The organism is Leclercia sp. 1548 (assembly GCF_050435045.1).
GTDB classification, from domain to species: Bacteria; Pseudomonadota; Gammaproteobacteria; order Enterobacterales; family Enterobacteriaceae; genus Enterobacter; species Enterobacter adecarboxylatus.
This window is the reverse complement of sequence record NZ_JBNDJP010000001.1, coordinates 972,033-991,452: the sequence shown is the minus strand read 5'-3', so window position 1 is coordinate 991,452 and position 19,420 is coordinate 972,033. Positions and strand designations below refer to the sequence as shown.

Sequence of the window (19,420 nt, the reverse complement as noted above, 5' to 3'; positions counted from 1 at the left end):
TTTGCACAAAAAATAAAGGAGAGCCTTAGCTCTCCTTCATCATCATCGCATTACCGGTAATTACTGGGTAGTGCCGTCAGTTTTCTGCTCTTGTGGGGTTCTTTCGGAATCCACTTTACCGGACTGATCCGGGCATTTACCGTCTTTACACATAGAATTTTTGTGCTGATCGTCCTTGGTCATGCCGTCATTGCCCATCTTGCTTGGGTCGTCATTACCCATGATGGAATTGGAGCCGCCGGTGGTAGAACTATTACCGCTACCGGTAGTTGATCCGTTAGTGGTGGCGTTAGTACCGTCAGGATTTAACATAGTCCCGCTGCCGCCGCTGCTGGTTGTACCCGTAGTGCCAGAACCGGTATTAATCTGGCTGTTGCCGGTATTATTTGGCGCAATATTCTGGCGTGCATCTGGCGCTACCGCACCAGCATCAGCGGCGGCATTCGCCTGGCCGTTATTGCTGTCAGAGCCGCCGGCAGAATCAGCGGCCAGCGCAGCACCGCTTGCCATGGTGAGGGAAGCGGTCAGGAAAAGGGTTGCGAGTTTAGTCATTTTCATCATGCTGCTCCTGTTCTGGTCGTTATGTTCTGGATAACTTCTTTCCACAGTGCATATGCGAAATCGATACGGTGCTCAGTGGTCAAAGATGCCATGATCCCTACTTAGATCAGTATGGAATCGTGATAAACGTAATAAATGCAGTGCATACAGTTAAAAAGTTTAGGTTGTATCTTGCTTTTCGCTACTTTGTGAGGTTTTTTAAGCGAATTCCAGGATTTATCTGTGCGAAGTGTAAAAGCCAGTTTACACTTCCTGACTGACAAGATAGATTGAAGGGATTGCATTCGTTTATAAAAATATGGCAACGCTGGAAAGAACATGAATTATCAGAATGACGATTTACGTATTAAAGAGATCAACGAGTTATTACCCCCTGTCGCACTCCTTGAGAAGTTTCCTGCCACTGAAAAAGCCGCCAACACCGTTTCTCATGCCCGCAAAGCGATCCACAAGATCCTGAAAGGTAATGACGATCGTCTGCTGGTGGTGATCGGGCCATGCTCCATTCACGATCCCGCAGCGGCGAAAGAGTACGCAGCGCGTCTGCTGACGCTGCGCGAGACGCTGAAGGATGAGCTGGAAATCGTCATGCGCGTCTACTTTGAAAAGCCACGCACCACTGTAGGCTGGAAAGGGCTGATCAACGATCCGCATATGGACGGCAGCTTCCAGATCAACGACGGTCTGCGCATTGCCCGTAAGCTGCTGCTGGATATCAATGACAGCGGCTTGCCTGCGGCGGGTGAGTTCCTCGACATGATCACCCCACAGTATCTGGCAGACCTGATGAGCTGGGGTGCCATTGGCGCACGTACCACTGAATCTCAGGTTCACCGTGAGCTGGCATCAGGGCTTTCCTGTCCGGTGGGCTTTAAAAACGGCACCGATGGCACCATCAAAGTGGCGATCGACGCCATCAATGCTGCCGGGGCGCCGCACTGCTTCCTCTCCGTGACCAAATGGGGTCACTCCGCCATTGTTAACACCAGCGGAAATGGCGACTGCCATATCATTCTGCGCGGCGGCAAAGAGCCTAACTATAGCGCGGCACATGTTGCGGAAGTGAAGGCGGGTCTGGACAAAGCGGGTCTGGCTGCACAGGTCATGATTGACTTCAGCCACGCTAACTCCAGCAAGCAATTCAAAAAGCAGATGGATGTCGGCACCGATGTCTGCCAGCAGATTGCGGGCGGTGAAAAGGCGATTATCGGGGTGATGATTGAAAGCCACCTTGTGGAAGGCAATCAGAATCTGGAAGGCGGCGAGCCGCTGGTTTACGGTAAGAGCGTCACCGATGCCTGCATCGGCTGGGACGATACCGAAACGGTCCTGCGCCAGCTGGCGGATGCCGTAAAAGCCCGTCGCGGCTAAAAAAATGCCGGATTAGCATCCGGCATTCTGTATCTAAGGCCCGGTCATCACGACCGGGCTTTTTTATTACTTGGCTTTACCCTGGTTCGCAACGGCCGCAGCTTTAGCCGCGATCTCATCAGCGTTACCCAGATAGTAGTGCTTGATTGGTTTGAAGTTTTCGTCGAACTCGTATACCAGCGGCACACCGGTAGGGATGTTCAGTTCGAGGATCTCGTCTTCACCCATGTTGTCCAGGTATTTCACCAGCGCACGCAGGGAGTTACCGTGAGCCGCGATGATCACGCGCTCACCGCTTTTCAGGCGTGGCAGGATGGTTTCGTTCCAGTAAGGCACAACGCGATCGATGGTCAGCGCCAGGCTTTCAGTCTGTGGCAGTTCAGCATCGGTCAGTTTCGCGTAACGCGGGTCGTGGCCCGGGTAGCGCTCGTCATCTTTGGTCAGCTCTGGTGGGGTTACCGCGAAGCCGCGACGCCACTGTTTAACCTGCTCGTCACCGTATTTTTCTGCGGTTTCGGCTTTGTTCAGACCCTGCAGCGCACCGTAGTGACGCTCGTTCAGTTTCCAGGATTTTTCAACCGGCAGCCAGGCCTGATCCAGTTCGTCCAGTACGTTCCACAGGGTGTGGATGGCACGTTTCAGCACGGAGGTATAAGCAAAATCGAAGCTGAAGCCTTCGTCTTTCAGCAGTTTGCCTGCCGCTTTTGCTTCGCCAACGCCTTTCTCGGACAGGTCAACATCATACCAACCGGTAAAGCGGTTTTCGTTGTTCCACTGGCTTTCGCCATGACGTACCAGAACCAGCTTAGTTACAGCCATATTTTACTCCTCCAGAACAAGCATTATTTGAATGATAACAATTCTCATTATATTGCCGCGGGGAAGCCGCGGGCAACGCTTAACCCTAACCATAGCGAAAATAGTGTCTCAGTGTAAGATGCTTGTGAATGAGGGGTTGTGATTTTGTCTGTGAGTGGCGCTATTTTCAGCAAGCTGGGCAAAAAAAAGCCCTCCGGTGGGAGGGCCAGTTTTTATTGAGCAATAAAGTGATATTCCGTGACGCTGACATACTCTTCGCCAGGGCGCAGAATACAGTCGGGCTGCGGCCATTCCGCATGGTTCGGGCTGTCCGGCAGGAACTCGCTTTCCAGCGCCAGGCCTTGCCAGGCACGGTACTCTCCGTCTTCACGCGCGGGCGTACCCTCGAGGAAGTTCCCGGAGTAGAACTGCAAGGCAGGGGCAGTGGTATAAACCGTCATCTGTAGCTTCTCATCGGCAGACCACAGGTGCGCCGCTGGCTGGCTGACATCGCCCTCTGCATCAAGCAGGAACGCATGATCGTAACCGTTCACCTTGCGCTGATCGTCATCTGCCAGAAAATCCTGGGCGATGGCTTTGGTGGTGCGAAAATCAAAGCTGGTGCCCGCCACCGCTTTTAACCCTTCATGCGGGATCCCCATCTCATCCACCGGCAGATACGCCTGCGCCAGCAGTTGCAGTCTGTGGTTGCGCACGTCGCTACAGTCGCCGTCGAGGTTGAAGTAAGCGTGGTTGGTCAGATTGACCGGGCAGGGTTTATCTACCGTGGCGCGGTACTCAATGGCGATCCGGTTATCATCCGTTAAGCGGTAATGCACGGTCGCCGCACAATTACCCGGATAGCCCTGATCGCCATCCGGCGAGTCGAGGGACAGTAGCGCTTCGCCATCGTTCTGTTTGATAATGCGCCAGCGACGCTTATCAAAGCCGTCCGGGCCGCCGTGCAGCTGGTTTTCACCCTGACTAGGCAGCAGCGCATAAGGCACGCCGTCCAGCTCAAAGCGGCTTTTAGCGATACGGTTGGCGTAACGGCCCACAGAGGCACCGAGGAACGCGGTTTGTTCAACGTATTGCTCAGGCGATGCACAGCCGAGCAGGGTCTCGCGCACGCTGCCGTCACTCATCGGGACGCGGGCTGAGAGTAAGGTGGCGCCCCAATCCATGAGCGTCACCACCATCCCTGCGCTATTGCGCAAGGTAATCAGGCGGTACGGCAGGCCGTCCGGGGCGAGAACAGGGGTTTCGTTTAACACTGGCCAGCTCCTTGTGAGGCGTTGCAGACGTAGAAAGTTTCTTTGATACCGGTTTTGGCTTCGTACTGCTGCTCAACGGCTTGCTGAACAACCGGGACTAACGCCTCCGGCACCAGCGCAACCACGCAGCCACCAAAACCACCGCCGGTCATGCGCACGCCGCCCTGTTCGCCAATCGCCGCTTTGACAATCTCTACCAGGGTGTCGATCTGCGGCACGGTGATTTCGAAGTCATCGCGCATGGAGGCGTGTGACTGAGCCATCAGTTCCCCCATCCGATGCAGGTCGCCTTTCTCCAGCGCAGCCGCCGCTTCCACGGTACGGGCGTTTTCGGTCAGCACGTGGCGAACACGTTTTGCCACCACCTGATCCAGCTCGTGCGCGACTTTATTGAACTCAGTGAGCGAGACATCACGCAGCGCAGGCTGTTGGAAGAAGCGCGCGCCGGTTTCGCACTGCTCGCGGCGGGTGTTGTACTCGCTGCCCACCAGGGTGCGTTTGAAATTACTGTTGATGATGATCACCGCCGCACCTTTCGGCAGGCTGACCGCTTTGGTGCCCAGTGAACGGCAGTCGATCAGCAAGGCGTGGTCTTTTTTACCCAGCGCCGAAATCAGCTGATCCATGATGCCGCAGTTGCAGCCGACAAACTGGTTCTCGGCCTCCTGGCCATTGAGGGCGATTTGCGCCCCGTCCAGCGGCAGGTGATACAGCTGCTGGAAAACGGTGCCGACCGCCACTTCCAGCGAGGCGGATGAGCTTAAGCCCGCGCCCTGCGGTACGTTGCCGCTGATCACCAGATCTGCGCCGCCAAAGTTGTTGTTACGCTTCTGAAGGTGTTTTACCACGCCACGAACGTAGTTGGACCACTGCTGGCTGTCGTGCGCAACAACAGGCGCATCCAGCGAGAACTCGTCGATCTGGTTGTCGTAATCGGCCGCCAGCACGCGCACCTTGCGGTCATCGCGTTTCGCGCAGCTGATCACCGTCTGGTAATCAATGGCGCAGGGCAGCACGAATCCGTCGTTGTAGTCAGTGTGCTCGCCGATCAGGTTAACGCGGCCAGGCGCCTGGATAGCGTGAGTGGCGGGATAGCCGAACTTTTCAGCAAACAGGGCGTGGGTTTTATCTTTCAGACTCATTGTTATTCTCCAGATTCGCGAAAATGAACGTCACTGACTGCACGCAGGCGCTCTGCGGCCTGTTCAGCCGTCAGGTCGCGCTGGGTTTCCGCCAGCATCTCGTAGCCGACCATGAACTTACGTACAGTGGCGGAGCGCAGCAGCGGCGGATAAAAGTGGGCGTGCAGCTGCCAGTGTTGATTCTCTTCGCCATTAAAAGGTGCGCCGTGCCAGCCCATGGAATAGGGGAAAGAGCACTGGAACAGATTGTCATAACGGCTGGTCAGCTTTTTCAGCGCCAGGGCCAGATCGCTGCGCTGGTCTTCGCTCAGATCGGTGATCCGCAGAACATGCGCTTTCGGCAGCAGCAGGGTTTCGAACGGCCACGCCGCCCAGTACGGCACCACCGCTAACCAGTGTTCGGTCTCGACCACGGTGCGGCTACCGTCGGCCAGCTCGCGCTGAACATAGTCCAGCAGCATTGGCGACTGCTGTTCAGCGAAATAGGCTTTTTGCAGGCGATCTTCCCGCTCGACTTCGTTAGGCATGAAGCTGTTGGCCCACACCTGGCCGTGCGGATGGGGGTTGGAACATCCCATCGCCGCGCCTTTGTTCTCAAAAACCTGCACCCAGGGATAGCTCTGCCCCAGCTCGGCAGTCTGTTCCTGCCAGGTTTTCACCACCTCGGTCAGGGCCTCAACGCTCAGCTCCGGCAGGGTTTTGCTGTGATCCGGCGAGAAGCAGATCACCCGGCTGGTGCCGCGCGCGCTTTCGCAGCGCAGCAGCGGATCGTCACTCTGCGGCGCGTCCGGCGTGTCGGTCATCAGGGCGGCAAAATCGTTAGTGAAAACGTAGGTGCCTGTGTAATCAGGGTTAATGTCCCCGGTCACGCGGGTATTGCCCGGACAGAGGAAACAGTCTGGATCGTGCTGCGGCAGCGTTTGTTTCGCTGGCGTCTCCTGCGCCCCTTGCCAGGGGCGCTTGGCGCGATGCGGAGAGACCAGGATCCACTGCCCGGTTAACGGATTAAAACGACGATGCGGGTGATCGACGGGATTAAATTGGGTCATGACAGATCCTTAGTCTGGATAACCCTGCGGGTGGCGAGACTGCCAGCGCCAGGTATCCTGTGCCATTTCATCGAGCGTGCGCGAGACACGCCAGTTAAGCTCTTTGTCGGCCTTAGTGGCATCCGCCCAGTAGGCAGGCAGGTCGCCGTCGCGACGTGGGGCAAAGTGATATGCCACCGGTTTGCCGCAGGCAGCGCTAAAGGCGTTAACCACATCCAGCACGCTGCTGCCGACACCGGCACCGAGGTTATAAATATGAACGCCCGGTTTATCCGCCAGCTGCTGCATGGCTGCGACGTGACCGTCGGCCAGATCCATGACGTGGATGTAGTCGCGAACGCCGGTGCCGTCAGGGGTCGGGTAGTCGTTGCCGAATACCGCCAGCGAGTCACGACGGCCTACCGCTACCTGAGCGATATAAGGCATCAGGTTATTCGGAATACCCTGCGGATCTTCACCCATATCCCCGGATGGATGCGCGCCCACCGGGTTGAAATAACGCAGCAAGGCGATGCTCCAGTCCGGCTGCGCTTTTTGCAGGTCGGTCAGGATCTGTTCCACCATCAGCTTGCTTTTGCCGTACGGGCTTTGCGGCGTCCCGGTCGGGAAGCTTTCGACATATGGGATTTGCGGCTGATCGCCATAGACAGTGGCGGAGGAGCTGAAGATGAAGTTTTTTACGCCTGCCGCGCGCATGGCAGAAACCAGACGCAAGGTACCGTTGACGTTGTTATCGTAATACTCCAACGGTTTCGACACCGACTCGCCCACGGCTTTCAGCCCGGCAAAGTGGATCACTGTATCAACAGCGTGATCGTGGAGGATCTCCGTCATCAGCGCTTCGTTACGAATATCGCCTTCGACAAAGACAGGCTGTTTACCGGCCAGGCGTTCCATAACCGGCAGCACGCTGCGCTTACTGTTGCACAGGTTATCAAGGATGATGACATCGTGGCCATTTTGCAGCAGTTGCACACAGGTATGACTTCCTATGTAACCGCTACCACCTGTTACCAGAACTCGCATTTTTCGCTCCATTAGGCTTATGGTATGAGATAATCCTAGCATAACAGAGAGCTGGAAAGTGTGACATGGGATAAAATAGTGGAATCGTTTACACTGTATGAAACGCAGCAGCTCTCTGGCTAAAAAACGATTGTAGATCAAAGCGCCTGGGGTGGGATGTTGCAGGTTATCCGAAAAAAACGGGGGCATGGCCCCCGTGAGGATATCAGACCCGGCTCGTCTGGTAGCGGTAGCCCTCGCCGTCGGCAACAAACTCCAGCCGGTGGGTGATGCAGGCGGGGGCATCTTCCGCATGATGGGACACGAACAGCAATTGCGTTTCGCCTTCGCTAATCAGGACATCCACAAACCGGCGAATGAGCTGGCGGTTGAGGGGATCCAGCCCCTGCAAAGGCTCGTCGAGGATCAGGAGCGTCGGGTGCTTGACCAGGGCGCGAACGATCAGCGCCAGCCGCTGCTGACCCCACGACAGGCTGCTGAAGGGCGCATCCGCGACCCGGCTGTCCATCCCCAGAATATCCAGCCACTGCTGCGCCAGCTTGTGCTGCTTATCTGAGACCGCCTGATAAATTCCAATCGAGTCGAAATAACCCGACAGAATGACGTTGCGCACCGTCGTGCTGACGCGGTAATCGAGATGCAGGCTGCTGCTGACGTAGCCGATATGCTTTTTGATATCCCAGATGGTTTCGCCGCTGCCGCGACGGCGGCCAAAGAGTGTGAGATCGTTGCTGTAGCCCTGGGGGTGATCGCCGGTAATCAGGCTCAGCAGGGTCGATTTACCGGCACCGTTGGGGCCGACAATCTGCCAGTGCTCGCCGGGATTCACCGTCCAGCTCAGCTGGTCGAGGATCGGCCGATCGTCATACGACACGACGCCGTTATTGAGCACAATACGCGGTTCATTCTGCGGCAGCCCATGACGCGCCGAAGGGGCATCCGGTTCGGGCAGGGTAACGCCATTCAGTTTTTCACTGTGCGCCAGCTGGGCAATCAGCGCCTGGTTCAGCAGGTCCGCTTTTTTGCCTACGGCCGTCAGGGTGCAATCCGCGAGGACGCCGGCGTTCTGCACAAAGTCGGGGATTTCATCAAAACGGTTCAGGACCAGCACCAGGGTGTAACCCTGCTGATTGAGCGAGGCCAGCAGATCCGCCAGCTGCCCGCGGGATTTCACATCGAGGCCGTCGAAAGGCTCATCGAGGATCAGCAGTTCGGGTTCCGCCATCAGCGCCTGGCACAGCAGCGTCTTGCGGGTTTCCCCTGTTGAGAGGTATTTGAAGCGTCGATCCAGCAGGTGAGCGATGCCGAACTGCTCCGCCAGCTGGCGGCAGCGGGCGTCATCTTTAATCTCGTCCTGGATAATTTCAGCTGCCGTACGGCCGGTATCCTCTTCGCCGGGGCTGAGCAGATCGGTGTTGTTGCGCTGCCACTCGTCGCTGACCAGTTTTTGCAGTTGTTCGAACGAGAGGCGGGTCAGGCGAGTAAAAGTGCTATGGCGTTCGCCCTTCAGCAGCGTCAGCTCCCCGGCCAGCGCCCGGGCGAGGGCTGACTTGCCGCTGCCGTTACTGCCAACGAATGCCCAGCTTTCGCCGGCATTCAGCGTAAAATTTGCGAGCGTGAGCGTTCGGGTGTCGCTAAGACGAAACGTGCCTTGCGAAATTTGCAATGATGACATGATTTATCCCATTTTTTGCAGCAATAAGCATCAGGGATACGCACTGTCGGCGCGAATGTCAATGCGCTCAGCACAACGTGGCGATAATCACCCGGTCAGCATTAAAATATGCCGTTGCCTTAGCACCTTCTTCTAAATCCTGGCTCTGCGCCAGCGGCAGGGTAGCGCAGAGCGTCTGGCCATCGGGCAGGGTCATCAGCACTTCACATTGTTCGTCGCCGCGATCGATATGGTTGATGATCCCCTGTAACTGGTTATCTGCCTGTTGCGCCGCTGCACTGTCCCGGGTAATGCTGACCCAGGGCGCTTTCAGCAGCACCAGCACCTCTTTGCCCTCATTCAGCCCCAGTCGTTCGCCGCTCTGGGCGGTAATGGCCGCTTTCAGGCGGGTGGTGCCGTCCGCGAGTAAAACCTCCACATGCTGTTGCACATGGTCGTTGTCGCGGGCGGTGACGGTACCAAACCACTGGTTACGGGCGCTGGTCTGCAAAGAGAAACGCGAAATAGCACCAAGGAGGCTGTCTAACGGCAGGGCATCGTCGTCGCTCAGGACGTCGAAGGCTTTCTGTTGAATCCGTGCCAGCAGATCATAGAGCTGGATCAGGCGTTGCCCGAAGCGCGTCAGGATCGCGCCGCCGCCGCCTTTGCCGCCGGTGGCGCGATCGACCAGGGGATGTTCGCTCAGGGTGTTCATTTCGTTGATGGCATCCCAGGCGCTTTTATAGCTAATGCCGGCGTTTTTGGCTCCCTGGCTGATGGAGCCGGTTTGCGCAATCTGTTTGAGCAGGGCGATGCGACGGGGATCGGCAAACAATTTTTGCTGAAGACGTAGGGTGAGGAGAATTTCGGCCTGCATAACAATGTCCTGGCAAAAGGACTATTGTGACGTAATTCGTTTTATGCGCAAACTGTACCGCACAAAAGGGGATGTATTTCTCGCTTTTCCGGTTAGAATAAAGCATTCACATTGTCTGGAGAAAGCCATGTTAGAGTTGCTGAAAAGTCTGGTATTCGCCGTGATCATGGTACCAGTGGTGATGGCTATCATCCTCGGTGCCATCTACGGTCTGGGTGAGGTGTTCAACATCTTTTCCAATGTCGGCCACAGAAAACAGCCGAAAAAACAGAATTAATTCCCTTTAAAAACGCCCGGTTCCGCCGGGCGTTTTGCTCTCAAGTTTCCCCCCTCCGCGCCGATATTATTTATGGCATCAATTTGATCTACTCACTCATCGGTACGATTTACCGCTGGGAAAATCCTGGGGTTATCGTTATATTGCGATGTATATAACGAAACGCAACAGGAGCTACAAAATGGCACGTACATGGTTACGCCTTTTCGCAGGGGCAACGCTGGCCCTCACCCTGACCGGACATGCACTGGCGGATGAGGGCAAAATTACCGTCTTCGCGGCGGCCTCCCTGACGAATGCGATGCACGATATTGCTGCGGAGTATAAAAAAGAGAAAAACGTCGAGGTGGTTTCGTCGTTTGCCTCTTCCTCCACCCTGGCGCGTCAGATTGAAGCGGGGGCACCTGCCGACCTGTTCATCTCTGCCGATCAGAAGTGGATGGATTATGCCGTCGAGAAAAAATCGATGGATAACAGCAGTCGCGCAACCCTGCTGGGCAATAGCCTGGTGGTTGTGGCACCGAAAGAGAGTGCTCAGGGCGAGATTGCCATCAATAAAGAGACCCCATGGACCAGCCTGCTGCAAGAGGGGCGGCTGGCGGTGGGTGACCCGGAACACGTTCCGGCAGGCATTTATGCCAAAGAGGCGCTGCAAAAACTGGGTGCCTGGGAGACGCTGTCACCTAAACTGGCACCAGCCGAAGATGTGCGTGGTGCCCTGGCGCTGGTGGAGCGCAACGAAGCCCCGCTGGGGATCGTCTACGGTTCCGATGCGGTCGCCGGAAAAGGCGTAAAAGTGGTGGGGACCTTCCCGGAAGACTCCCATAAGAAAGTAGAATATCCTGTGGCCATCGTCGATGGACATAAAAACGCAACCGTCAGCGCCTTTTACGACTATCTGAAGGGGCCGCAGGCGTCTGCCATCTTTAAACGTTACGGATTTACGACTTACGAATGATATTAACCGATCCTGAATGGCAGGCCGTGCTGCTGAGCCTGAAAGTCTCTTCCCTGGCAGTTGCATTCAGTTTGCCCTTTGGGATCTTCTTCGCCTGGTTACTGGTTCGCTGTAAGTTCCCCGGCAAAGCGCTGCTCGACAGTCTTCTGCATTTGCCGCTGGTGCTACCGCCGGTGGTGGTAGGGTACTTGCTCCTCATCGCCATGGGGCGTCGCGGGTTTATCGGTGAGCGTCTGTACGAGTGGTTTGGCATCAGCTTTGCCTTCAGCTGGCGCGGGGCCGTCATGGCGGCGGCGGTAATGTCATTCCCGCTAATGGTGCGGGCGATCCGTTTGGGGCTGGAAGGGGTGGATCTCAAACTCGAGCAGGCGGCCCGCACGCTGGGTGCCGGGCGCTGGCGCGTATTTATGACCATCACGCTTCCCCTGACGCTGCCGGGCATTATTGTCGGTACCGTACTGGCGTTTGCCCGTTCGCTGGGTGAGTTTGGCGCGACCATTACCTTTGTTTCCAATATCCCCGGTGAAACACGCACCATCCCGTCGGCGATGTACACCCTGATTCAGACGCCCGGTGGTGAAGGGGCCGCCGCGCGTCTTTGCATTCTCTCCATTGTGCTGGCGATGGCCTCGCTGCTGGTGTCTGAGTGGCTGGCCCGCCTGAGCCGTGAACGGATGGGAAAATAATCATGCTGGAACTCAATTTTACCCAGACTCTGGGCGAGCACTGCCTGACCCTTAACGAAACCCTGCCAGCCAGCGGGATCACCGCCATCTTTGGTGTCTCCGGGGCGGGGAAAACCTCATTGATCAACGCGATAAGCGGCTTGACCAGGCCGCAGTCCGGCCGCATCGTGCTCAACGATCGGGTGCTGAATGACGTCGAAAAGCGCATCTACCTGGCACCAGAAAAGCGCCGGATTGGCTATGTCTTCCAGGATGCGCGGCTGTTTCCTCACTACAAAGTGCTGGGTAACCTGCGTTATGGCATGGCGAAAAGCATGGCCGGACAGTTTGATAAGCTGGTGGCCCTGCTGGGGATTGAGCACCTCCTTGACCGGTTGCCCTCCTCGCTGTCGGGCGGAGAAAAACAGCGCGTGGCGATAGGCAGGGCGTTACTCACCGCCCCGGAGCTGCTGCTGCTGGACGAGCCGCTGGCTTCGCTCGACATCCCCCGCAAGCGTGAGCTACTGCCCTACCTGCAACGTCTGGCGCGCGAAATTAATATTCCAATGCTTTACGTCAGCCACTCGCTGGATGAGATCCTGCATCTGGCTGATAAGGTGCTGGTGCTGGAAAACGGTAGCGTTAAAGCGTTCGGGAATCTGGAAGAGGTGTGGGGCAGCAGCGTGATGCATCCGTGGCTGCCGCAGGAGCAGCAGAGCAGCATACTGAAGGTGAGCGTGCTGGAGCATCATCCGCACTACGCAATGACTGCGCTGGCGATCGGCGATCAGCATGTGTGGGTCAATAAGCTGGATAAACCCCTGCAAAGCAGCGTGCGCATTCGCATTCAGGCGTCGGATGTTTCGCTGGTGCTTCAGCCGCCGTTACAGAGCAGTATCCGTAACATTCTGCGCGCCAAAGTGGCCCAATGTTACGACGATAACGGCCAGGTTGAGGTCCAACTGGAAATTGGCAGCCGCACGCTGTGGGCGCGCATCAGCCCGTGGGCCAGGGATGAGCTGGGGATCAAACCTGGCCTCTGGCTTTACGCGCAAATCAAGAGCGTGTCGATCACCACCTGATTACACCAGATGGGTATAGATAAACTGAGCGATGCTGTCGGTCGTGTTGTCGCCAATCACGATATTGGCGCGCGCTTTCACCGCGTCGTCAGCATTGCCCATCGCCACCCCTGTACCCGCCGCTTCGAGCATGCTGATATCATTGTAATTATCGCCAAAAGCAATCACATCCTTCATTGATCCGCCGATGGATTCGACATACTGCGCAAGGCGTTTGCCCTTGCTGTTGCCTTTGCGGGCGATATCCACCTGATCGTGCCAGGACCATTCGCACTCCAGCCCAAGCGTCTGCTCGACATGTTTTGCGAAAGTATTCAGTTTTACCGTGTCTTCACCGGTCAGGGCGAATTTCCAGATGGCGTTAACCTCCCGGGCCGCCTGCGCCAGCGACGGCACCTGGGTGAACACCGGACGCTGCGCTTCCGGCAGCGACAGCGCCCAATTGCTGGTGCGAATAACGTGGCCGGTCGGGCGCTCGTACATCATCGCGTCGTCAACATACATCAGGCCGTGAATGTCATGTTCATCGAGCAGATCAATCAATTGCAGCGCGTGCGTAACCGGTAAAGGATCGGCTTCCAGAACCTTTTTAGCTTGATAATCATACAAATAAGTGCCATTACAACAAATTGCAGGTGTATCTAACGCCAGTGCCTGATAAAAAGGATGAATAGCAACGTGATGTCGACCCGTCACGATGAGGAGTTGATATCCCACCTCCCGGGCGCGCTTCAGGGCGTCGAGGGAAGAGGGGAGCAGGGTTTTTTGCGGGGTTAATAGCGTACCGTCTAAATCCAGTGCAATCACACGCGAGGTCATTTGATATTCCGGGTTAATGTTGAAATGGCAGAATGAGCAGATGGTACACCGCACAACTAACGCTGCAAAATTCCTGATTAAAATTCAGCATTCACCGTTAAAAAAGACTATCCTGGTACATTACTTTTACGCGCAGTGAGGAAAGGAGCATTCATGAAACAAACCGTTTATACCGCCAGTCCTGAAAGCCAGCAGATCCATGTCTGGCGTCTGAATCCCGAAGGCACACTCACCCTGGTACAGGTCGTCGATGTTCCCGGCCAGGTTCAGCCGATGGTGATCAGCCCGGATAAACGTTTCCTGTATGTGGGCGTGCGCCCGGAATTCCGTGTGCTTGCGTACCGTATCTCTCCTGACGATGGCGCTCTGACCTGGACGGCCGAAGCCGCCCTGCCGGGTAGCCCAACTCATATCTCAACCGATCTGCAAGGTCGCTTTATCTTTAGCGGCTCCTACAATGCCGGTTGCGTTAGCGTGACCCGCCTGGATGACGGCATTCCGACCGAGACCGTAGAGGTGGTTGAAGGTCTGGAAGGTTGCCACTCAGCCAACATCTCCCCGGATAACCGCACCCTGTGGGTACCGGCGCTGAAACAGGATCGTATCTGCCTGTTTACTCTTGGCGACGACGGCAAGCTGGCGGCGCAAACGCCTGCGGAAGTGACCACTGTAGAAGGCGCTGGCCCGCGTCACATGGTCTTCCACCCGAATCAGCAGTACGCCTACGTCGTGAATGAGCTGAACTGCTCTGTGGACGTCTGGGCGCTGCGCGATCCGCACGGCAACATCGAGTGTGTGCAGACCCTGGACATGATGCCGACGGACTTCACCGATACGCGCTGGGGTGCGGATATTCACATCACCCCTGACGGACGCCACCTCTATACCTGCGATCGTACTTCAAGCCTGATCACCATCTTCAGCATCTCTGAAGACGGCAGCGTGCTGGCAATCGAAGGCTTCCAGCCAACCGAGACCCAGCCGCGCGGCTTTAACGTCGATCACAGCGGTAAATTCCTGATTGCGGCGGGACAGAAATCGCACCATATCGCCCTGTATGAGATTCAGGGCGAGCAGGGCCTGCTGGAAGAGAAGGGGCGTTATGCTGTCGGCCAGGGGCCAATGTGGGTGGTGGTTAACGCGCACTAAGGCCGATAAAATAAAAAACCTCGCCAATGCGAGGTTTTTTTATGCCCGGAGGTAACCGGGTGAGCACACCGAAAACATCAACCCCACTATTAATCCCGAGCTGATGCGCTATAAGCAGGGTTGCTGTTTTGCAACGGCTGGATGCGTATCAGAGGCGCGGTGCCTGACGTGCCCAGCCGCAGCAATAAGGAGGAGTCACTCCCCCTTGTTACCAGAATCTTACTGCTTTGGTTCGGCGATAACTTTGCTGCCTACACCGCGGTTGTTGTATTCCCACATGCGGTTGAAGTTAGCGTCGTTAAGGTTACGCTGCACGTTGCCTTTATCATCCACCGCACCGGTGTTACCCGCATACGGACGCTGAGAAATCGCGGCGTTGCCCCAGGGTTTTGCCATATTAAAGCCTTCGTTGATCACGCTGTCGCGGATCACCACCTGGCCGTTAGAGGCAGAATCGACATCCAGCGAGCGGCCCAGTTGCGCCACACCATCACCCATCGCGGTAAAGCGGCTGTTTACCGCCAGGAAGCCATAGAACATGTTCGACAGGGTAGCCGGTGCGAAGACATAGCCTTCCTGCTGCGTACGGCTGTTCATCACGCGGAAATCGGTATTATCAAACACCACCGCACCGCGACCTGAAACAATATCCACATCGCCTTCGATGTAGCTGTTAGTCACCAGGGTGCGAGTGATGCGGTTGTTTTTCAGGGTATTCTCGACACCGCTGTTGGTGACGAAGAAGGTGTTCTGACGACCCAGAATATTCACCTTGTCGATCTGCACCTGATCGCCATCGCTGCGCAGGGCTACGGCCTGGTGGTTTCCGGCATCGACGCTGTCACCCAGATTGTTTTCAATCGTCAGGTTCTGCAGCTGCAGGCCGTTGTTCTGCGACCAGAAGACCGCGGAACACATCACGCCGATGGTGGCGCTTTGCTTGCTCTGGCAACGGTCAAACATGTACCAGGCTGGTTTGCCAGGCATGTATTTACCGCCCGGGTTAACCAGACGACGCCAGGTGGTGGTATCGATTTCGGAGTCGATCGCCAGACCAATTTTCACATCAATGGGTTTTTCGCCCGTACCGTACAGGGTCACGCTGCCTGGCGCGGCAGGTACATACACCGTCCCTTCGTATTCGCCGGGCAAAATGGCGATGTACTGGCGGGAGCTGCTGTGCTTAGCAATGGCTGCATCGATGGCCGCCTGGATAGTGGTATGCGTAACGCCCTGGGTTCCCGCCGGGCCAACAACAAAGTTTGGCTGTGCAGGCAGGCGAATGGCATAAGGACTCCACGGCGCCGCGTTCGGATCCATGGCCGTGAAGTAGCGGGCCTGCTGGAAGTTTTTCGCTTCATCAGCGGAAAGGATCGGGCGGGAAGCCGTGCCTGGCGCGGCCTGCTCTGAAGGCAGTTGATCCGGCGGCGTAGAGCTGCACGCAGACAACGTCACGCCAAATGCGAGGGCCAGCGCCAGACGAGAAATCCTGGAAATGTTCAAGGGAAGCTCCTGCTAAGCATATCAATAGGGGGATAACTGAAATAGCCTGCTTTTTTATACTAAGTTGAGCGAAACGGGAAGATGAAAAGGCAAAAAGTTACTTTTTCTTCCCACGCTTAGCGGGAAAGTTGTCACAAATAAATAACAATTTCGGTAAAGGCGATTGACAGGCCGCCGGGAATGAAAATAAATGTCTATACAACTCATGACAAGCGGAAGCCCGATGCTGCAACTTCATCCCGACGACGTAATCTGGCGTAACCTGCGCCTCGCGACCCTGGATCCTGCCCACGGCACAGCCTATGGCCTGCTGGAGAATCGGGCGTTAATTGTGCGCGGTGAGACCATCCTGGCGATCGTGCCTGAATCTGACCTGCCTGCGGATCTGCCCAATGCCAACGATTTACAGGGCCGGCTGGTCACGCCGGGCCTGATCGACTGCCACACCCATCTGGTGTTCGGCGGCGAGCGCGCCGCCGAGTGGGAGCAGCGGCTGAACGGCGTCTCCTATCAGACCATCAGCGCCCAGGGCGGCGGGATTAATGCCACGGTGACCGCCACCCGGAACAGCACGCCAGAGCAGCTTGAGCAGCTGGCGCAGCAGCGTTTACAGCGCCTGATGCGCGAAGGCGTCACCACCCTCGAAATCAAATCCGGTTATGGCCTGAACGACGAAACGGAAGAGAAGATGCTGCGCGTGGTCCAGCGTCTGGCGCATACCCATCCCATTGAGATCAGCCCGACGTTGCTGGCCGCTCACGCGGTGCCGAAAGAGTACCGCCAGGATCCCGATGCTTATATAGACCATGTTTGTCAGCACACCCTGCCGCAGCTGTGGGAAAAAGGGCTTTTCGAAGCCGTGGATGTGTTTTGCGAGAATGTCGGCTTTACCCCAGCACAGAGCGAGCGGGTGTTTCAGGCGGCACAGGCCCGGGGGATCCCGATAAAAGGCCACGTCGAACAGCTCTCGAACCTCGGCGGCACCGCGCTGGTGAGCCGTTACCAGGGGCTATCTGCCGATCACATTGAATATCTTGATGAAGCCGGGGTGAGCGCGATGTCCCGAAGCGGCACCGTGGCGGTGTTGCTGCCCGGTGCTTTCTATTTCTTACAGGAGCGCCAGCGTCCGCCGGTTGCGCTGTTGCGCCAGCAGGGGGTGCCGATGGCCGTCGCCACCGATTACAACCCCGGCACCAGCCCGTTTGCCAGCCTGCATCTGGCGATGAACATGGCCTGCGTCCAGTTTGGTCTGACCCCGGAAGAGGCGTGGGCAGGGGTGACCCGGCACGCCGCGCAGGCGCTCGGTCGCGGCGAAACGCACGGCCAGCTGAAGGCCGGGTTTGTCGCCGATCTGGCGATCTGGGATGCGAAAAGCCCGGTTGAGATGGTGTATGAGCCGGGGCGTAACCCGCTTTATCAGCGCGTATTCAGAGGAAAAGTACAATGAGTCTGTGGCAGCCCGTTTCACCTGACATCTGGCAGGGGCGCGACGACCGTCACGAGGCCAGCAATGCCCTGCGCCTGTTCCAGACCGTACGGCAAAGCGACACGCAGCAGCCTTCCGGGAACGGCATCGCCCTGATCGGCTTCGCCTGTGACGAAGGGGTGAGACGCAATCAGGGCCGGACCGGCGCCGCACAGGCCCCGGATACGTTACGCCGGGCGCTGGGGAATATGGCAAGCCATGAGGGCCATGAGCGGCTGACCGACATGGGCAATATTCGCGTTGAAGGGGAGGCGCTGGAGGCCGCCCAGCAGGCGCTGAGTAAGACGGTGACCGCCTGTCAGCAGGCGGGAATGCGCACCCTGGTGTTTGGCGGCGGGCATGAAACCGCCTGGGCGCATGGCCGGGGCGTGCTGGATGCCTTTCCCGGCGAGCGGGTAGTGATTATCAACCTGGATGCGCACCTCGATCTGCGAAACGCCAGCCAGGCCACCTCCGGGACACCCTTCCGCCAGCTGGCGATGTACTGCGCGGAACAGCAGCGTGAGTTTCACTATGCCTGCCTGGGGGTTAGCCGGGCGGCAAATACCAGGGCACTCTGGGATGAAGCGGCCCGTCTTAACGTCACCCTGGTCGAGGATCTTGACTTCCCTCAGCAGGCGTTACGGGTAGTTGAGAACATCCTGAACGAGGCGGATCGGGTCTATCTCACCATCGACCTTGACGTGATGCCGGCCGGGGAGATGCCCGCCGTGTCCGCGCCTGCTGCGCTGGGCGTTCCCGCCCGGGATCTGCTGCCGGTCATTGAGCGGGTCTGCCGCAGCGGCAAACTGCAGGCGGCCGATCTGGTGGAGTTCAGCCCCGGTTTCGACCGCGACGGTCAGGGCGCGAAGCTCGCCGCGCGGCTTGCCTGGCAAATAGCTCACTGGTGGGCATAAAGGCTGTATATACTCGACTTTTTCTTCCGGCTTAAGGAATTGCTATGTTTTCTCGCGCCCCGCAGCAGCAGGCCAATACGCCAGCCCCTTTCTATGAAAAGGTAAAACAGGCGATCAGCCATCAGATCGCCACCGGCGTCTGGCGTCCGCACGATCGCATCCCGTCTGAAGCCGAGCTGGTGGCGCAGTTCGGCTTTAGCCGGATGACCATTAACCGCGCGCTGCGGGAGCTAACCGATGAGGGACTGCTGGTGCGTCTGCAGGGGGTCGGCACGTTTGTGGCCGAGCCGAAGGGGCAGTCGGCGCTGTTTGAGATCCGCAGCATTGCCGATGAGATCGCCTCCCGCAACCATCAGCACCGTTGTGAGGTATTGCTCCTCGAAGAGACGCAGGCCAACGCCGTGCAGGCCGTGGCGCTGAATGTTAAAGAGGGCACGCTGATCTTCCACTCCCTGATGCTGCACTACGAAAACGACGTACCGGTCCAGATAGAAGATCGCTGTGTAAACGCCACGCTGGTGCCGGACTATCTGCAACAGGACTACACCGTCACCACGCCTCATGCCTGGCTGTCGCAGGTTGCGCCGCTGACGGAAGGGGAGCATATCGTTGAAGCGGTACGCGCCACGCCACAGGAGTGCGAGCTGCTGCGCATTAAAGAGCACGATCCCTGCCTGCTGATCCACCGCCGCACCTGGTCAGCCTCGCACATCGTTTCCCACGCCAGATTGCTGTTCCCGGGCAACCGCTACCGGCTGCAGGGCCATTTCATGTCATAAGCCAAAAGCGTGATTGCTGACGCAATATAACAAAAATGTATCGTAATTGTTAAA

At 57.1% G+C, this 19,420-nt stretch carries 19 protein-coding genes; 9 read left to right on the top strand and 10 right to left on the bottom strand.

The annotated features are described in order from the left end of the window. Positions 1-60: 60 nt before the first annotated feature. Positions 61-558 carry a protein YbgS gene (locus ABIE02_RS04755; protein WP_032617103.1) on the bottom strand — a complete coding sequence of 166 codons (498 nt, stop codon included), beginning with the start codon at positions 556-558 and terminating at the stop codon, positions 61-63. A 321-nt stretch (positions 559-879) separates the two neighbouring features. Between ABIE02_RS04755 and aroG the strand changes: the two genes are divergently transcribed. Next, positions 880-1,932 (top strand): 3-deoxy-7-phosphoheptulonate synthase AroG, encoded by a 1,053-nt coding sequence (aroG, locus tag ABIE02_RS04750; RefSeq protein ID WP_032617104.1) that lies wholly within the window; start codon positions 880-882, stop codon positions 1,930-1,932. A gap of 66 nt (positions 1,933-1,998) precedes the next feature. Here aroG and gpmA read toward each other — a convergent pair whose 3' ends face one another. From gpmA to modE, 7 genes are all read right to left on the bottom strand, one after another. Further along, the gene (gene gpmA / locus ABIE02_RS04745; protein WP_032617105.1) at positions 1,999-2,751 is read right to left on the bottom strand and encodes a 2,3-diphosphoglycerate-dependent phosphoglycerate mutase; all 753 of its coding nucleotides are present in this window, start codon (positions 2,749-2,751) and stop codon (positions 1,999-2,001) included. Positions 2,752-2,963: 212 nt separating this feature from the next. After that, on the bottom strand, positions 2,964-4,004 hold the full coding sequence (galM, locus tag ABIE02_RS04740) for a galactose-1-epimerase (protein ID WP_059308487.1): 1,041 nt from the start codon (positions 4,002-4,004) through the stop codon (positions 2,964-2,966). Then, on the bottom strand, positions 3,998-5,146 hold the full coding sequence (gene galK, locus ABIE02_RS04735; RefSeq protein ID WP_032617107.1) for a galactokinase: 1,149 nt from the start codon (positions 5,144-5,146) through the stop codon (positions 3,998-4,000). The genes galM and galK overlap by 7 nt, the downstream gene beginning before the upstream one ends. A 2-nt stretch (positions 5,147-5,148) precedes the next feature. After that, positions 5,149-6,195 (bottom strand): galactose-1-phosphate uridylyltransferase, encoded by a 1,047-nt coding sequence (gene galT, locus ABIE02_RS04730; RefSeq protein ID WP_144883826.1) that lies wholly within the window; start codon positions 6,193-6,195, stop codon positions 5,149-5,151. A 9-nt stretch (positions 6,196-6,204) separates the two neighbouring features. Next, entirely contained in the window at positions 6,205-7,221 is a 1,017-nt protein-coding gene (galE, locus tag ABIE02_RS04725) for a UDP-glucose 4-epimerase GalE (protein WP_032617109.1), read from the bottom strand. Positions 7,222-7,426: 205 nt separating this feature from the next. Continuing rightward, positions 7,427-8,896, bottom strand: a complete 1,470-nt coding sequence (gene modF, locus ABIE02_RS04720) for a molybdate ABC transporter ATP-binding protein ModF (protein ID WP_338534430.1) — start codon at positions 8,894-8,896, stop codon at positions 7,427-7,429. A gap of 67 nt (positions 8,897-8,963) precedes the next feature. Then, positions 8,964-9,752, bottom strand: a complete 789-nt coding sequence (gene modE, locus ABIE02_RS04715; RefSeq protein WP_155166450.1) for a molybdenum-dependent transcriptional regulator — start codon at positions 9,750-9,752, stop codon at positions 8,964-8,966. Positions 9,753-9,879: 127 nt separating this feature from the next. Here modE and ABIE02_RS04710 point away from each other — a divergent pair, with 127 nt between their 5' ends. From ABIE02_RS04710 to modC, 4 genes are all read left to right on the top strand, one after another. Continuing rightward, a complete protein-coding gene (locus ABIE02_RS04710; RefSeq protein WP_032617112.1) occupies positions 9,880-10,029 on the top strand; it encodes an AcrZ family multidrug efflux pump-associated protein in 150 nt (49 codons plus the stop codon). Positions 10,030-10,210: 181 nt separating this feature from the next. Then, the gene (gene modA / locus ABIE02_RS04705) at positions 10,211-10,987 is read left to right on the top strand and encodes a molybdate ABC transporter substrate-binding protein (protein ID WP_336994763.1); all 777 of its coding nucleotides are present in this window, start codon (positions 10,211-10,213) and stop codon (positions 10,985-10,987) included. Next, on the top strand, positions 10,984-11,673 hold the full coding sequence (gene modB, locus ABIE02_RS04700) for a molybdate ABC transporter permease subunit (RefSeq protein WP_032617114.1): 690 nt from the start codon (positions 10,984-10,986) through the stop codon (positions 11,671-11,673). The genes modA and modB overlap by 4 nt, the downstream gene beginning before the upstream one ends. Positions 11,674-11,675: 2 nt before the next feature. Further along, on the top strand, positions 11,676-12,734 hold the full coding sequence (gene modC, locus ABIE02_RS04695) for a molybdenum ABC transporter ATP-binding protein ModC (RefSeq protein ID WP_032617115.1): 1,059 nt from the start codon (positions 11,676-11,678) through the stop codon (positions 12,732-12,734). Here modC and ABIE02_RS04690 read toward each other — a convergent pair whose 3' ends face one another. Continuing rightward, on the bottom strand, positions 12,735-13,553 hold the full coding sequence (locus tag ABIE02_RS04690; protein ID WP_077226607.1) for a pyridoxal phosphatase: 819 nt from the start codon (positions 13,551-13,553) through the stop codon (positions 12,735-12,737). Positions 13,554-13,706: 153 nt separating this feature from the next. Here ABIE02_RS04690 and pgl point away from each other — a divergent pair, with 153 nt between their 5' ends. After that, positions 13,707-14,702 carry a 6-phosphogluconolactonase gene (pgl, locus tag ABIE02_RS04685; protein WP_200143028.1) on the top strand — a complete coding sequence of 332 codons (996 nt, stop codon included), beginning with the start codon at positions 13,707-13,709 and terminating at the stop codon, positions 14,700-14,702. Positions 14,703-14,921: 219 nt separating this feature from the next. Here the strand turns inward: pgl and ABIE02_RS04680 are convergent, their stop codons facing one another. Beyond that, on the bottom strand, positions 14,922-16,205 hold the full coding sequence (locus ABIE02_RS04680; protein ID WP_336994762.1) for a putative acyl-CoA thioester hydrolase: 1,284 nt from the start codon (positions 16,203-16,205) through the stop codon (positions 14,922-14,924). A gap of 223 nt (positions 16,206-16,428) precedes the next feature. Between ABIE02_RS04680 and hutI the strand changes: the two genes are divergently transcribed. Genes hutI through ABIE02_RS04665 form a run of 3 tightly spaced genes read left to right on the top strand, consistent with a single transcriptional unit; the run spans position 16,429 to position 19,366 of the window. Further along, positions 16,429-17,652 carry an imidazolonepropionase gene (hutI, locus tag ABIE02_RS04675; protein ID WP_336994872.1) on the top strand — a complete coding sequence of 408 codons (1,224 nt, stop codon included), beginning with the start codon at positions 16,429-16,431 and terminating at the stop codon, positions 17,650-17,652. Beyond that, the gene (hutG, locus tag ABIE02_RS04670) at positions 17,649-18,587 is read left to right on the top strand and encodes a formimidoylglutamase (protein ID WP_148568840.1); all 939 of its coding nucleotides are present in this window, start codon (positions 17,649-17,651) and stop codon (positions 18,585-18,587) included. Before hutI ends, hutG begins: the two co-directional genes overlap by 4 nt. A gap of 44 nt (positions 18,588-18,631) precedes the next feature. Beyond that, positions 18,632-19,366: a histidine utilization repressor gene (locus ABIE02_RS04665; protein WP_032617121.1), complete on the top strand. Its 735-nt coding sequence runs from the start codon at positions 18,632-18,634 to the stop codon at positions 19,364-19,366. Positions 19,367-19,420: the final 54 nt, after the last annotated feature.